The 13900-nt window shown below is 40.4% G+C and carries 15 protein-coding genes and 1 tRNA gene; 10 read left to right on the forward strand and 6 right to left on the reverse strand.

Going from position 1 to position 13900, the window contains the following annotated elements:
* The first annotated feature begins 14 nt into the window (after positions 1-14).
* Positions 15-329, forward strand: coding sequence for a hypothetical protein (locus C5749_RS03660; RefSeq protein ID WP_105723114.1), 315 nt, complete (start codon positions 15-17; stop codon positions 327-329).
* A gap of 152 nt (positions 330-481) precedes the next feature.
* Positions 482-555 (forward strand) — tRNA-Ala (locus tag C5749_RS03665).
* Between the two features lie 37 nt (positions 556-592).
* Here the strand turns inward: C5749_RS03665 and C5749_RS03670 are convergent.
* Complete coding sequence (locus C5749_RS03670) at positions 593-1126, reverse strand: lipocalin family protein (RefSeq protein ID WP_105725175.1); 534 nt, start codon at positions 1124-1126, stop codon at positions 593-595.
* 122 nt (positions 1127-1248) lie between these two features.
* Between C5749_RS03670 and C5749_RS03675 the strand changes: the two genes are divergently transcribed.
* The gene (locus C5749_RS03675) at positions 1249-1713 is read left to right on the forward strand and encodes a DUF4268 domain-containing protein (RefSeq protein ID WP_245893606.1); all 465 of its coding nucleotides are present in this window, start codon (positions 1249-1251) and stop codon (positions 1711-1713) included.
* On the opposite strand, the gene C5749_RS03680 is transcribed toward C5749_RS03675, so the two are convergent.
* Entirely contained in the window at positions 1706-2674 is a 969-nt protein-coding gene (locus C5749_RS03680; protein WP_105723116.1) for a bile acid:sodium symporter family protein, read from the reverse strand. The two genes, C5749_RS03675 and C5749_RS03680, sit on opposite strands and share 8 nt — an antisense overlap.
* 81 nt (positions 2675-2755) lie before the next feature.
* Positions 2756-3901: a pyridoxal phosphate-dependent aminotransferase gene (locus C5749_RS03685; RefSeq protein ID WP_105723118.1), complete on the reverse strand. Its 1146-nt coding sequence runs from the start codon at positions 3899-3901 to the stop codon at positions 2756-2758.
* Between the two features lie 192 nt (positions 3902-4093).
* On the opposite strand from C5749_RS03685, the gene C5749_RS03690 reads away from it, so the two are divergent.
* Both C5749_RS03690 and C5749_RS03695 read left to right on the forward strand, forming a co-directional pair.
* Entirely contained in the window at positions 4094-5080 is a 987-nt protein-coding gene (locus C5749_RS03690) for an isoaspartyl peptidase/L-asparaginase family protein (RefSeq protein WP_105725179.1), read from the forward strand.
* Between the two features lie 2 nt (positions 5081-5082).
* On the forward strand, positions 5083-5754 hold the full coding sequence (locus C5749_RS03695; protein ID WP_105723120.1) for a copper homeostasis protein CutC: 672 nt from the start codon (positions 5083-5085) through the stop codon (positions 5752-5754).
* Positions 5755-5781: 27 nt separating this feature from the next.
* Here C5749_RS03695 and C5749_RS03700 read toward each other — a convergent pair whose 3' ends face one another.
* From C5749_RS03700 to leuS, 3 genes are all read right to left on the reverse strand, one after another.
* Positions 5782-6510, reverse strand: coding sequence for a DUF3307 domain-containing protein (locus C5749_RS03700; RefSeq protein WP_105723123.1), 729 nt, complete (start codon positions 6508-6510; stop codon positions 5782-5784).
* Complete coding sequence (locus tag C5749_RS03705; protein ID WP_105723125.1) at positions 6507-7097, reverse strand: hypothetical protein; 591 nt, start codon at positions 7095-7097, stop codon at positions 6507-6509. Before C5749_RS03705 ends, C5749_RS03700 begins: the two co-directional genes overlap by 4 nt.
* 120 nt (positions 7098-7217) lie before the next feature.
* Positions 7218-10001: a leucine--tRNA ligase gene (gene leuS / locus C5749_RS03710; RefSeq protein ID WP_105723127.1), complete on the reverse strand. Its 2784-nt coding sequence runs from the start codon at positions 9999-10001 to the stop codon at positions 7218-7220.
* A gap of 200 nt (positions 10002-10201) precedes the next feature.
* Here leuS and C5749_RS03715 point away from each other — a divergent pair, with 200 nt between their 5' ends.
* Genes C5749_RS03715 through C5749_RS03735 form a run of 5 tightly spaced genes read left to right on the forward strand, consistent with a single transcriptional unit; the run spans position 10202 to position 13899 of the window.
* Positions 10202-11080 (forward strand): cell division protein FtsX, encoded by an 879-nt coding sequence (locus C5749_RS03715; protein ID WP_105723129.1) that lies wholly within the window; start codon positions 10202-10204, stop codon positions 11078-11080.
* Positions 11081-11136: 56 nt separating this feature from the next.
* A complete protein-coding gene (locus tag C5749_RS03720; RefSeq protein WP_105717263.1) occupies positions 11137-11373 on the forward strand; it encodes a DUF3098 domain-containing protein in 237 nt (78 codons plus the stop codon).
* Positions 11374-11379: 6 nt separating this feature from the next.
* Complete coding sequence (locus C5749_RS03725; RefSeq protein WP_105723131.1) at positions 11380-12174, forward strand: undecaprenyl-diphosphate phosphatase; 795 nt, start codon at positions 11380-11382, stop codon at positions 12172-12174.
* Entirely contained in the window at positions 12175-12900 is a 726-nt protein-coding gene (truB, locus tag C5749_RS03730; RefSeq protein WP_105723133.1) for a tRNA pseudouridine(55) synthase TruB, read from the forward strand.
* Between the two features lie 21 nt (positions 12901-12921).
* On the forward strand, positions 12922-13899 hold the full coding sequence (locus C5749_RS03735; protein ID WP_105723135.1) for a bifunctional riboflavin kinase/FAD synthetase: 978 nt from the start codon (positions 12922-12924) through the stop codon (positions 13897-13899).
* The last annotated feature ends 1 nt before the right edge of the window (position 13900 follow it).

Raw genomic sequence — 13900 nt, forward strand, 5'->3', positions numbered from 1 at the left:
TTATTTTTGCAGATATGACATTACAACAGAAACAAATGATTGTTCAGGATTTCGAAAAATATATGCGATATACCTTACAGCGAAATATACCTTTCACTTTAGAGAGTTTTGCCGCCTTTGCGACGTCCTTGATTAATTTTTACGGTGGCAGCAATTTAATCGCAACATCCGAAAGAAGAGAAGCGGCTCTCATACTCGTTGGTTCTTTTAATGCAGGCGTAGGCAACCGTATCACCCAGGAAGATCTTAACCAAATTGCTGATTTGATAGTTTCAGAATCTACAATTGATTATTCCATTTTAAATCCTATATTTTCCGCTACAAAATAGTTAGGGAACTCGCTTTTAAACCTACTGTTCGCAAGTTGGAACCCGCTGCGCTTTGCTTGCCGCCCCAGCAGATTTAAAACATCATTTTTTTTTCTGACAGGTACTTGTGAATACAAAGCATTTTATCTAAGTTTGAATGTTTTTTCAAAGAAGGGGGATTAGCTCAGCTGGCTAGAGCGTTTGGCTGGCAGCCAAAAGGTCATCGGTTCGACTCCGATATTCTCCACAGACAAAAAGGATAAGGTTTAAAGCCTTATCCTTTTTTATTCTTGAATCGTCCACACCAATTTATCGGTAGTATATCCTGAGCGCTTGGCGTAAGCTAGATATTTTTCTTTGATATCCTCAGGCATTATCCTATCACGCGAGAGCATCCACATATAGTCAAGGTTTTCACCGAAAACTAGGGCATAACGATAATCATCATCAATCATCACGACGTTATATCCCGAGTAGAATGGCCCGAAAAAAGATACTTTCAAAGCCCCCTCTTCTTCGTTTCTGACAAATTTTGCCTTACCAATACTTTGCTTATAGCGTTCTTTTATCATATCAAAGCCTTGATTATTTACCCGGATACTACCATCGTTGTTCAGCGCATAAGACGCTGAAACATTTTTCAGATTTTTTTCCCAACGAAAATCCATCCGTGCAATCTCGAACCACTCCCCTAAAAACTTTTCTTTTTGGAAGCCCTGCACTACCGCTACATTGGATTTAACGGGTTTTAACAAATTATATAACGTCGTGCCTGCGGCCACGGCGGTTAGCAACAATAATGATTTTTTCTTGTCCATATACATTAAACCGGAAAACGCTATAAAAGTTTGGTTATTAATTAATAGTTTTGATGAACTTTCATGAGACATCTATGAAGGTTTTTAACACACATTGGTAGTAACATTTTCAGCGAAAAATATTGTACTCAAAAGAAGAAGCAAAGAAACTAAAAGAACAGTTTTGGACTAATTTCGGTCGATTTATGTCCTTGGTTCCAAATGAAGAGGGACTAAAAATCAATTGGGTTAATTATAGAACAAGCATTAAACATCTTTATTTCCGGATGGACGCAGACAATAAAAGGGCAAGCATCTATATTGAAATCAGTCATCCGGACGAAGGGATAAGGGAACTGATGTTTACACAATTCCAAGAATACAAAAAGATACTACATACCGAACTCGAAGAAGAGTGGATATGGAATAAAAACTATTATGATGAATACGGCAAAAACGCCGCTCGTATCGGAATAGAGCTCAACAAAAAGGTCTCCGTTTTTAAAACGGAAGATTGGCCTGATTTAATCCGTTTTTTCAAACCTCGTATGATCGCTTTAGACCGTTTTTGGAGTAATGCAAAATATGGTTTTGAGCTATTTAACTAGCATCTTTATTATGGTATCGTTGTGCGATCACGGTAACGATCAGTATCTGAAAAGCGTGAAATATCATTAACGGTAGAAAATATAGACCTGCACTAGGAGAATGAGCGAAAAGAAATTTTCCAAACACAGAACCATGGGTCAATGATTTTTTAGACCCACAGAATAATGCCGTTATCTGGTCTTCCCTATTGAATTTAAAAACATATTTACTTAGTAAATAGATCATTCCATAAAGAAGCAAAAACACCACCACCACACCTACAAAAATCCATAGAAGATAAAGCTTTCCCGTGCTTTCAAACACGCCGCTCACAAACGATTCGGCGAAGCTGCTATACACAATGAGCAAAATAATCGATTTATCAAAAATTCCTAACTGTCGATTGTATGTCGATGCCCATTTGCCAAAATAAGGCTGCAGTACCAATCCCGCGATAACCGGGATGATAATTTCCTTTATTAAACCCCAGTACACATCGCCGACAACATCAACCTCTTCAAAACTGAGAAAAAACTGCATCCATAACGGTGTTATAACTACGCCTATTAACCCCGATATACTTGCATTAAAGATAGCTGCGGGAATATTTCCCCGCGCAATGGAAACCATTACAACCGAAGAAGATACCGTAGATGGCAATGCCGCCAAAAAGAAAAAAGAAAGCCAAAAATCATGTTGTAATTCGCTTTGCATCAAAGGATAAAAGGGTAATACGAGTAAAGGAAATAAGACAAAAGTTGCACCTTGTACTAAAAGGTGAAGCTTCCAATTGCTCAATCCTGTTTTTAATTGCTGAAAACTCAATTTTAGCCCGTAAAAAAAGAAAATCAGAGAAACACCAACGCTCGTTATCCATTCGAGTATTTGCCCATCCTGCCAGAGATATCCTTGGGGAAAGAAATAGGCAATAATAATAAAACAAAGTAGGGCAATAATAAAACTGTCAAAATTCAATTTCATATAGGCTGTACATAAATGAAGCAGAGACGCAATATGCTGCGTCTCTACCGGTATTCCATTATATTTTCACGAAAAAAGTCGCTATGAAGACAACTTACCCAAGGCCTCTTTTATACGTCGCAAAGCTTCCTTCAAAGCTTCGTCTGAAGCCGCATACGAAAGACGAATGTAGTTGTTATTACCGAAAGAGTCGCCTCCAACAGTCGCTACATGTCCTTCATTTAGCAGGTAAAGTGCCAAATCTGAAGAGTCTTTGATTACATTTCCATTTGCATCTTTCTTTCCAAAAAACGAGCTAATTTCAGGGAAGAAATAGAATGCACCCTCCGGAAGATTCGTCTTCACTCCTGGAATATCATTTAATAAATCATACACCAATTGACGTCTGCGCAGAAATGCTTCTTTCATTTCATTTACGCTTTCCAATCCATCATGGTAAGCAGTAATACCAGCACGTTGCGCGATGGAACAAGTTCCTGAGGTCGTTTGCCCTTGCAGTTTATCATTGGCAGCAGCAATTTCTTTGTTAGCGGCTATATATCCTAAGCGCCAGCCTGTCATGGCGAAGGCCTTGGAAAAGCCATTTACAATGATTACGCGTTCACGGACGGACTCGAACTGCGCGATGGATTCGTGTTTGTCGACGAAATTAATGTGCTCATAAATTTCATCTGATAGAATGAAAATATTTGGGTATTTTTCGAAAACCTTAACCAAAGCAGCTAACTCGTCCTTGCTATAAACAGAGCCTGTTGGGTTACAAGGGGATGAGAACATAAATAACTTAGTCCTAGGCGTAATAGCTGCCTCCAATTGCTCGGGCGTAATCTTGAAGTCGGAGTCGATATCTGTATCGATAAATACGGACTTTCCTTCTGCCAATACAACCATTTCCGAATAAGAAACCCAATATGGTGTAGGGATAATGACCTCATCACCAGGGTTAATTAAAGTTAAAATAACATTAGATAATGACTGTTTTGCGCCGGTAGAAACCACAATCTGTGACGGCTCATATACTAAACCGTTTTCATTTTTCAATTTATTAACAATAGCTTGGCGGAGTTCGGGATAACCCGGTACCGGAGAATAACGTGTATAATTCTCGTCTAGTGCTTTCTTCGCTGCATCTTTTACATTATCAGGCGTGTTAAAATCTGGTTCTCCTACACTTAAACTAATAACGTTGATTCCTTTAGAAGCTAATTCGCGCCCTAGTTTAGTCATTTTTAGGGTCGCTGATTCGGATAAATTATTAATCCTATTTGATAGATATGATGTCGTACTCATGATAGTACAAACGTAAATAAAATGCTTTGCATTCACGAATACCTAAATAGAAAATTTCATGCGTAATTCATTTTTATATACCGATTCGATTTATTGCATATAAAAATGAATTTATTTAGGTTTGCCTATATGGATTCGCGCAGAAAGTTTTTAAAGAAGATAGGAGCCGGTTCGCTCCTATTGAGCTTACCCCCTATTTACGCCCAGCAGGCAAAAGTGCTATCTAGAGAGGTTAACAAACCTATTGTTTTGTCTACCTGGGATTTTGGGTTGAAAGCGAACGCTGAAGCCTGGAAAGTCCTTTCTACTGGGGGGCGGGCATTAGATGCGGTGGAACAAGGGGTGCGTTACACGGAAGCCGATCCTACCGAGCGTAGTGTAGGTTACGGTGGACGTCCGGACAGAGACGGTAAGGTAACATTAGATGCCTGTATTATGGATGAAAATGCAAATATTGGTTCGGTAGCTGCGCTGGAACAAATTAAACATCCCATATCTGTCGCTCGGGCGGTTATGGAGAAAACCCCGCACGTTATGTTAGTGGGTGATGGTGCGCTACAGTTCGCCCAGGAACAGGGATTCCCGCTCGAAAACCTGTTGACAGAAGCGTCGGAAAAGGAATGGCGTGAATGGCTCAAAACAGCGAAGTATGAACCCGTTGTCAATATAGAAAATCACGATACCATTGGTATGATTGCGTTAGACGAACAGGGCAATCTTTCAGGAGCCTGCACAACTAGCGGTATGGCTTTTAAAATGCATGGACGGGTGGGCGACTCCCCTATTATTGGAGCCGGATTATATGTCGACAACGAAGTGGGCGCTGCTACAGCCACTGGGCATGGCGAAGAGGTTATCCGTACAGTAGGATCGCATTTGGTTGTCGAGTTGATGCGTCAAGGACATACACCTCAAAAAGCTTGTGAAGAAGCCGTAAAACGAATCATCAAGTTTACAGAAAGCCGAAAAAAAACCTTAGATAACATACAAGTTGGATTTATTGCGCTGAATAAACAAGGGGAATATGGAGCCTATTGTATACATGGTGGTTTTAATTACGCGAAGTATGATGACGCGGGAAACCAGCTTATTTCCTCTCCACATTATCTTATATAGAAATGCCAAAAATAGAAATTGCTTGTTTTAATATAGAAGCAACGCAGATAGCCCAACAACACGGAGCTGACCGCGTAGAATTTTGTGCGGATATGCCACTAGGCGGAACAACCCCCGATTTCCAGGAAACAGAAATTGTACGTCGCGCATTACACATCAACTTGCATGTAATGATCCGGCCTCGAGGTGGAAATTTTGTGTACACAGCAGATGAATTTACACAGATGCAAGAGGAGATTTTATTATTTAATACTTTAGGTGTAGATGGTTTTGTCTTTGGATTTCTGGATATTGCGGGCAACATTGATAAGCAACAAAATAGCGTACTAGTCGAATTGGCAGGAGGCAAACCTTGTACCTTTCATCGAGCCTTTGATGAAGTTTCTGATAGTGCCCAGGCATTAGAAGATATTATTGCCTGTGGTTTCACGACCGTGCTCACCTCAGGCTGTGCACCGAATGTAGATTTGGGATTAGAGGAACTGAAGCGTTTAGTGCAACAGGCTCGTGGCCGCCTTGGAATCATGCCCGGCGGCGGTTTGCGTTCCACTAATATTGGGCGTATTTGGCAAGAAACAGATGCAGCGTATTTTCATTCGTCGGCAATCACCGACGGTTCGGAAACAGCGGTTGCAACAGAAGTACAGGCGTTAGTGAAAGCAGTTAAAGGGTAGGTTTCCTATGCCTAGGAAACGTGGAAGCTATACAAGGTATCGGAGGCCTATACGCAAGCCATAACCAATCGCTATTCCGGCAACAAAACTCGCTAAGGTACCTACGAGGATATATTCGGTAAATTTTGTGTCCTTAGCATTTGTTAAATCACCGAAACGAAAGATGGATTTTGCGCCCAAAAGAAATCCTATACCGGACAGAAACCCTACCTGTATAAAAAGAACGATAAGCAATCGTTCCATAATACCAATGAGCATTCCCGCATCTACAAGCGATTTTGTCGGTTTAGTGGCCACATCAACTTCAGCGGTCCACTTGCTGAAGAAAACACGTAACATAATTGGACTAACAAATACAGTAAGAACAAAAGCCAAAACGTATAATAGGCTTTTCGGAGAAAACAAAGTTTCCCATTCGATGGATAAGCCATATTTATACAATACAACGGCAATCAGTGAAAGGATATGTAACGTTTGATCGGCTATAAACAATAAAAAGGTTCGTTTGGGAAACCTTTTCTCGAAATAAATCTTACCGCTATCGATCAATAGATGTGCACAGCTTATAAATAATATAACTTGCCATTGGTCAGGTAATTCAGGTATAAAAAGCAACACCAACAGCGTCGTGTGCACGGCAATATGTATCAGCAAATAACCGATGTGCTCTCTGCGTTTCTGCACCCAGCTTTTAGGCTGCAGTACAAAATCACCTATAAAATGAGCCAGCAATAGCTTTAAAAATAAAATGCTCATAACGCTAATATTTCTTTTGTGCAGTAATCCAGGGCCCGTTGTATTTTAGCATAGCTCGCTTTCTGCAATTCGGTGCTGACTTGACTTTGATATTTTTTATCCAATATTTTGGCCAGTTCAGCTTGGTTGGCATCCTCATTTCGGAACGCTACTTTCACTGTCTCTGCCATATTAGGTGTCCAACGCGTGGTTAGTTCCGCTACTAACGGCAGGATGACATTGCATACGGCGTCGAGCTTGGGATAAGCCGATTTAAACGATATCGTTTCTTTCTTTAGTTCCTCGAAAGCTTCTCCTGAATAAATAAGCGCAGAACCAAAAGAGTTTTTGATATGCGGAGCATCATGTTCTGTTGTTCCAATGCCAATTCCCATACGCACATCTAAATCAAGGGCCAGCATCGCAGCTTTTATATATAACGCCGCCGTTAGCACATTTTGGAGCGTTAGCTCCGCCTGAAAGCTATCTCCGCGGAAAATATCAAATTTATTAGCATATAGACCTATAGCTTCATCCAATGCTGGCATCCATATTTTTGGATCTGCAGAACGCGATTTAATTATATCACCCGATATTACAGCTATCATATAAAGTCTTTTACTCAAAGATAGGTATCGGATGTCATATCAGCAAAATTAGTGATAAACAAAATTATCATCAAAAACAATGATAATGAAGAATATCACTAAAAAGAGTGATATAATGAATTAAACAACAATATTGATAATCTTGCCTTTTACAAAAATGACCTTTTTTACCGCTTTTCCATCCAAATACCGTTGCACATCTGCATTTGCTAGAACAGTTTCCTCTACAGCTTTCTGATCCAAATCTAAAGCCAATGGCAAGTTCATCTTCATTCTTCCGTTAACAGAAACTGGATAAGCAAACTCCGATTCAATCAAATAGTCCGGATTAAAAGTAGGGTATGATGCGTACGAGATTGCCCCTGCTTCATTCCCCAACAACGCCCACAACTCTTCCGTAATATGCGGGGCATATGGGTGAAGCACAATGATGAGCTCCTGTAAAATTTTTCGCTTATTGCATTTCAAATCAGTCAACTCATTCACACAAATCATAAAAGCCGAAACAGACGTATTAAACGAGAAGCGTTCGATATCTTCTTCTGCCTTTTTGATGATTTTATGCAATGCTTTATATTCCGCTTGGGTGGGTTCATCTCCCGAGACAACAAAATTTCCTTGGGCATCGTGGAATAAGCGCCACACCTTACGTAAAAATTTATATACTCCCTCAATACCATTTGTATTCCAAGGCTTTGACTGCTCCAACGGTCCTAAGAACATTTCATAAAGACGGAGTGTATCGGCACCATACGTTTCTATAATGTCGTCTGGGTTAACCACGTTAAATTTAGATTTCGACATCTTCTCAACCTCCGTGCCGCAAATATATTTGCCATTCTCCAAGACAAATTCTGCGTCCGCAAAATCCGGGCGGAATGTTTTGAACTTCTCCGTATCAAGCACGTCGTTGTAAACGATGTTAACATCGACATGCAACGGAATGGTGTTGTACTTATCTTTTAGACCATATGAAACAAAAACATTTGTACCTTTACCCCCTTCATCAAGTACGCGATATACAAAGTTAGAACGTCCTTGAATCATCCCTTGGTTGATCAATTTTTTGAAAGGCTCTTCTTCATGGTGATACCCGAGATCTTTTAACACTTTATTCCAAAACCTAGCGTAGAGCAAATGCCCTGTAGCATGCTCTGAACCACCGATATATAAATCTACAGCCTTCCAATAATCTACGGCCTCTTTAGACGCAAACGATTCCTTATTTGCGGAATCCATATAACGGAACCAATACCAGGAAGAACCTGCCCAACCTGGCATCGTACTCAACTCGTAATCGTATTTTCCTTGATACTTCCACCCTTCGGCTCTGCCCAAAGGAGGTTCACCTGTTTCTGTAGGCAAGTATTTATCTACTTCCGGCAATAATAAGGGTAACTCTTTCTCCTCTATTAAATGAGGAAGACCATCTTTAAAGTAAACAGGTACAGGCTCCCCCCAATAACGCTGGCGACCAAAGATGGCATCACGCATCCGATAGTTTATCTTCGCTCTACCCAATCCGAGCTCTTCCAAACGTTTTATCAAAGCTGGTACGGCTTCGTTGTAGGTCATACCATTAATAAAGTCAGAATGGATATAGCGTCCTTCTTTTGTCGGATCAGCTTCTTCCTTGATATTTTGTGCATCGGAAATCGGAATAATCGGTAAATCAAAATGTTTCGCGAAAATATAATCCCGTTGATCTCCAGATGGCACAGCCATTACAGCCCCCGTCCCATATCCTGCCAAAACATAATCCGCAATCCAAATCGGCACATTTTCTCCGGTCAATGGATGCTTAGCATACGAACCTGTAAAAGCACCCGATACCGTTTTGGCATCCGCCATACGATCTAATTCCGATTTTTTGGCGGTCTTCTCTTTATAAGATTCGATTTCAGTACGTTGTGACGTTGTAGTTAAAGTATCAACAAATTCATGTTCCGGTGCTAAAACAATAAAAGAAACGCCAAATATAGTATCCACACGGGTCGTGAACACTTCAATATTCGTATCCAACTGGGGCAACGGAAACTTCACCGATGCGCCTACGGATTTACCTATCCAATTACGCTGCATCTCTACCAAGGGATCTGGCCAATCAACTGTATCTAATCCGCGTAGCAAACGATCGGCATATGCTGTTATGCGCATCGACCACTGCATCATTTTCTTCTGTTCTACCGGATAACCTCCCCGTTCTGACACACCATTGATAACTTCATCATTTGCCAACACCGTTCCTAAAGCAGCACACCAGTTTACCGTACTCTCACGCAAATAAGCCAGTCTATATTTGAGCAATTCGCGTTGTTGTTCTTTCTCCGAAAAATTCTCCCATTCGGTTGCTGTAAAAGTCAACACATCCTCATCGCAAACCGCATTAATATCTTCAGAGCCTGAAGTTTTAAATCGTTCTATTAAACGATCAATGGACTCTGCTCTATCGGTTTCATTGTTATACCATGCATTGAATAACTGCATGAATATCCATTGTGTCCATTGGTAATAATCGGGTTCCGATGTGCGCACCTCCCTTGACCAATCGTAGGAAAAACCGATATTATCCAATTGCTCTCTATAACGCTTGATATTCGCTTCCGTCGTAACTGACGGATGTTGCCCTGTCTGAATAGCATATTGTTCAGCAGGCAATCCAAACGAATCATACCCCATCGGATGCAACACATTAAAACCTTTTAATCTCTTATATCTGGAATAAATATCAGAAGCGATATAACCAAGCGGATGTCCTACGTGCAGTCCCGCACCGGAAGGATATGGAAACATATCCAACACATAATATTTGGGCTTATCTGTCGTGTTAGCAGGCTTAAATGTACCATTTTCAGCCCAAAACTGTTGCCACTTTTTTTCTAGCGATTGATGATTGTATTCCATAATAATATGTTGCTAATCTGAAAGAGATGCGAAAATAGCTATTTTACATCAATTTAGATATAAAAGTTTCAGAATAGGCAATAAAATGTACGGATTGAGTGTTAAATGTCTAGATGTTTAAGCAAATTATTCTAACGAATTGTTTCTTAAATGCACATTATTATTTACTTTCGCATCATATATTAGATTAAGAAGAGCGTATGTCTACTCACGAAGAAGGTTCACCGAGAAAGAAAACCAAATCTGTTTATGTGTCAACGGTCATTAGTATCGCATTGGTACTGTTGATGACAGGTTTATTAGGCTTGATTCTGGTGCATGCTAAAAACCTATCCAAATACGTCAAAGAAAATATTGTCCTCAATATCATCGTAAACGATAATGTAAATGAGGGGGATGTCTTGGCGATGCAAAAGGATCTTGAAAAGGACCCCTATGTATTACGCACCGAATATATTAGCAAGGAGCTGGCTGCTAAAAACCTGAAAGAAGATCTAGGCGAGGATTTCGTAGAATATTTGGGACACAATCCGCTATTGCCTTCTATCGACGTATACCTGAAAGAACAATATGCTAACACAGACAGCATACAAACTTTTATTCAAAAATCCGCTAAAAACAGTCGGGTGAAAGAAGTGATCTACCAAGAATCGCTTATTGATATGGTCAATAAAAACATCCGTATTATTGGTATCGTGGTATTAGGGTTCACCATTGTATTATTGATCATCGCGGTAGCACTTATTAATAATACCATTCGTTTAGCCATCTATTCACAAAGGTTCCTTATCAAGAGTATGCAACTTATCGGTGCGACAAAGAACTTCATACGCAAACCTTATCTCCTATATGGTATATTTCACGGTTTGCTAGGCGCTATGATAGCTATCTTACTATTGATATTTACCTTGCAATTCGCTCAAAAGCAAATTCCTGATTTAGTATTTCTACGCAATTGGTATGAGTTTGGTGCGATTTTCCTTATTGTGGTCGCTTTAGGGATTGTTATTTCCGGTTTTAGTACTTACTTCGCCGTCACAAAATATTTAAGAGCTAAATCACATAGTCTGTATAGGTAATGATAAGTAACCGTGATTTATAATAATCGCGGACAATACATAACGAATAAGAAAGAATGTCAGAAAAAAAGCAACATCATACTTCGCAGCCGAAATCCGGCTTTGTTTTTGAAAAAATAAACTATCAACTGTTTGCTGCCAGTGTCCTAGTGGTTGTATTAGGTTTCATCCTCATGACGGGAACCGAAGATATTTACAGCTTCACCAAGATAACGTTAGCTCCCTTGGTGATTGTCCTCGGATTCGCCTTGGGCTTTGTTGCCATTTTATACAAACCAAAAAACAAAAAATAATTAAGAATGACCTATTTTCAGGCGATTGTCTTGGCAATCATTGAAGGATTAACGGAATTTTTACCTGTTTCCTCGACGGGCCATATCATTATCGGAACAGCGTTAATGGGAATGGAGCCCTCCCCTTTTGTTAAGCTGTTTACCATTGTTATACAGCTCGGCACCATTCTTTCTGTTTTAGTCTTATATTACCGTCGGTTCTTCAGATCGCTAGATTTCTATTATAAGCTAGCGGTAGCTGCGATCCCAGCTTCCATACTCGGTCTAGCGCTCAACGATTTTATCGACGCTCTTCTAGAAAGCCCGCTAATGGTAGCAGTGATGTTGGTTGTGGGCGGCATTATCTTATTATTTGTGGACAAATGGTTTAACAGACCTCAAATCGGTAATTCGGATGATATCTCCTACAAACAAGCGTTCATTATCGGGTGGTATCAATGTTTGGCATTGATTCCCGGAACATCACGTTCAGCAAGTACTATCGTCGGCGGGATGACCCAAAGCCTTACACGGAAAGCTGCCGCCGAGTTTTCTTTCTTTCTGGCCATCCCTATGATGTTGGGAGCTTCGGTTGTTAAACTCTATAAATTTCTTAAAGAAGGTCATGTTTTTACCGGTGAAGAAATAAACCTGCTCATTATTGGTAACGTGGTCGGTTTTATTGTTGCTATTATCGCTATTAAAAGCTTTATCAGCGTATTAACCAAATATGGTTTTAAAGCTTTTGGATGGTATCGTATCATCGTGGGGCTCACGATTATTGGATTATTGCTGAGTGGACACAGTCTGGAAATTATATAAATGACAAAGGCAGAAGAAACGGTGTCTTCCCCATTCGATTTTGCAGCAGGTGAGGTTCTATTGGTTGATAAACCTTTAGAATGGACAAGCTTTGACGTAGTCGGAAAGCTCCGCAATAGCATGAAACCTCAAAAAATTAAAGTAGGACACGCAGGTACGCTCGATCCCCTGGCAACAGGATTATTGATTATCTGTACAGGCAAATTCACGAAAAGAATAGACTCTTTCCAAGCGGAAGACAAAGAGTATACCGGTGTCATCACATTAGGTGCAACGACACCTTCCTACGATTTGGAGACAGCTGTTGACCAAACATTTGATTATACACATCTCAACGATGCAGATATACACAAAACAACGCTGCAATTTCTGGGTGTAATTGAACAGTATCCGCCGGCCCACTCCGCTATCAAAATAAAAGGCGAGCGCGTGTACGAAAAGGCTCGCCGGGGCGAAGAAGTTGAATTAAAAGCACGACGTATCACCATTAACAGTTTTGAGATAGAGAAAATTGAAATGCCAAATGTGCATTTTAGAATCGGTTGCTCCAAAGGAACCTATATCCGCTCCATCGCACACGATTTTGGAAAGGCTTTAGGAATAGGCGCACATCTCAGTCAACTCAGACGAACCAAAAGCGGCGACTTTCATGTAGATGACGCTTGGAATTTGCAGAATTTAATCGAAAAAATTAAATTACACAGAACAACGATTCAACAGCAATAAACAAACAACTAATCATAGGTCGTGAAGATATATAAAAGTTTAGATGAGTTCGAACCACTTTCGAATGCGATTGTAACCATTGGTACATTTGACGGCGTGCATATTGGCCATCAAAAGATCTTATCCAAATTAAGGGAATGTGCGGCAGAAAGAAATGGTGAAACGATCTTGTTGACCTTTTTTCCGCATCCTCGTCTAATTATCAATCCGAACGACGATAATTTGCGTCTTATTAACGATATAGAAGAGAAAACACATCGCTTAGCGCTATCTGGAATTGACCATTTAATCATTACACCCTTTACGCGAGACTTTTCCAATCAATCACCAGAGGAATACATCAGTAACGTTTTGGTTGGTCGGCTGGGAACGAAACAGATCGTGATTGGATACGATCATCATTTCGGTAAAGACAGACAGGGTTCTATCAAGGACCTGAAAGAATTGGCTGAAATATATGATTATGCTGTTGAACAGATTCCAGAACAAGATATTGAAGATGTTGCCGTGTCGTCTACCAAAATACGTGAATCCTTAATCAAAGGAGACATTGAAGCCGCCAATAAATATTTAGGCTACACATTTGAATTGACGGGCACGGTCGTACGTGGCGACCAAATCGGTCGAGAAATCGGTTTCCCTACAGCCAACCTCAATGTCCACGAGGCCCATAAACTAATCCCTGCTTATGGGATCTATGCCGTAGAGGTAGAGATTTATGCTAACATGTCTACCGTTCATACTGGCGAGTACGTAGCTCCGCAGCCGGATCGTATAGCAAAAGGAATGGCGTATATTGGTACCCGCCCAACGGTGGATGGCATGAACCGAAAAATTGAAATTAATTTATTGGATTTTAAGGATGATATATATGGTACCACGCTCCGCGTGAAGTTTCTCAAATTTATCCGTCATGACCAGTGGTTTGATTCCCTGGAAGCGATGCAAACCCAGATTAAGGAAGACGAAAGAAAAATTCGAGCATATTTCGGAGCGTAAT

This window comes from Sphingobacterium gobiense (assembly GCF_002980575.1).
In the GTDB taxonomy this organism is placed as follows: Bacteria; Bacteroidota; Bacteroidia; order Sphingobacteriales; family Sphingobacteriaceae; genus Sphingobacterium; species Sphingobacterium gobiense.

What these genes read in the sequence shown, in the direction of transcription:
- C5749_RS03660 (WP_105723114.1), top strand. Translation starts at nt 15, where the DNA reads ATGACATTACAACAGAAACAAATGATTGTTCAGGATTTCGAAAAATAT.
- C5749_RS03680 (WP_105723116.1), bottom strand. Translation starts at nt 2,674, where the DNA reads ATGAAATTGAATTTTGACAGTTTTATTATTGCCCTACTTTGTTTTATT.
- C5749_RS03670 (WP_105725175.1), bottom strand. Translation starts at nt 1,126, where the DNA reads ATGGACAAGAAAAAATCATTATTGTTGCTAACCGCCGTGGCCGCAGGC.
- truB (WP_105723133.1), top strand. Translation starts at nt 12,175, where the DNA reads ATGACAAAGGCAGAAGAAACGGTGTCTTCCCCATTCGATTTTGCAGCA.
- C5749_RS03685 (WP_105723118.1), bottom strand. Translation starts at nt 3,901, where the DNA reads ATGACTAAACTAGGGCGCGAATTAGCTTCTAAAGGAATCAACGTTATT.
- C5749_RS03715 (WP_105723129.1), top strand. Translation starts at nt 10,202, where the DNA reads ATGTCTACTCACGAAGAAGGTTCACCGAGAAAGAAAACCAAATCTGTT.
- C5749_RS03720 (WP_105717263.1), top strand. Translation starts at nt 11,137, where the DNA reads ATGTCAGAAAAAAAGCAACATCATACTTCGCAGCCGAAATCCGGCTTT.
- C5749_RS03695 (WP_105723120.1), top strand. Translation starts at nt 5,083, where the DNA reads ATGCCAAAAATAGAAATTGCTTGTTTTAATATAGAAGCAACGCAGATA.
- C5749_RS03700 (WP_105723123.1), bottom strand. Translation starts at nt 6,510, where the DNA reads ATGAGCATTTTATTTTTAAAGCTATTGCTGGCTCATTTTATAGGTGAT.
- leuS (WP_105723127.1), bottom strand. Translation starts at nt 10,001, where the DNA reads ATGGAATACAATCATCAATCGCTAGAAAAAAAGTGGCAACAGTTTTGG.
- C5749_RS03690 (WP_105725179.1), top strand. Translation starts at nt 4,094, where the DNA reads ATGGATTCGCGCAGAAAGTTTTTAAAGAAGATAGGAGCCGGTTCGCTC.
- C5749_RS03725 (WP_105723131.1), top strand. Translation starts at nt 11,380, where the DNA reads ATGACCTATTTTCAGGCGATTGTCTTGGCAATCATTGAAGGATTAACG.
- C5749_RS03705 (WP_105723125.1), bottom strand. Translation starts at nt 7,097, where the DNA reads ATGATAGCTGTAATATCGGGTGATATAATTAAATCGCGTTCTGCAGAT.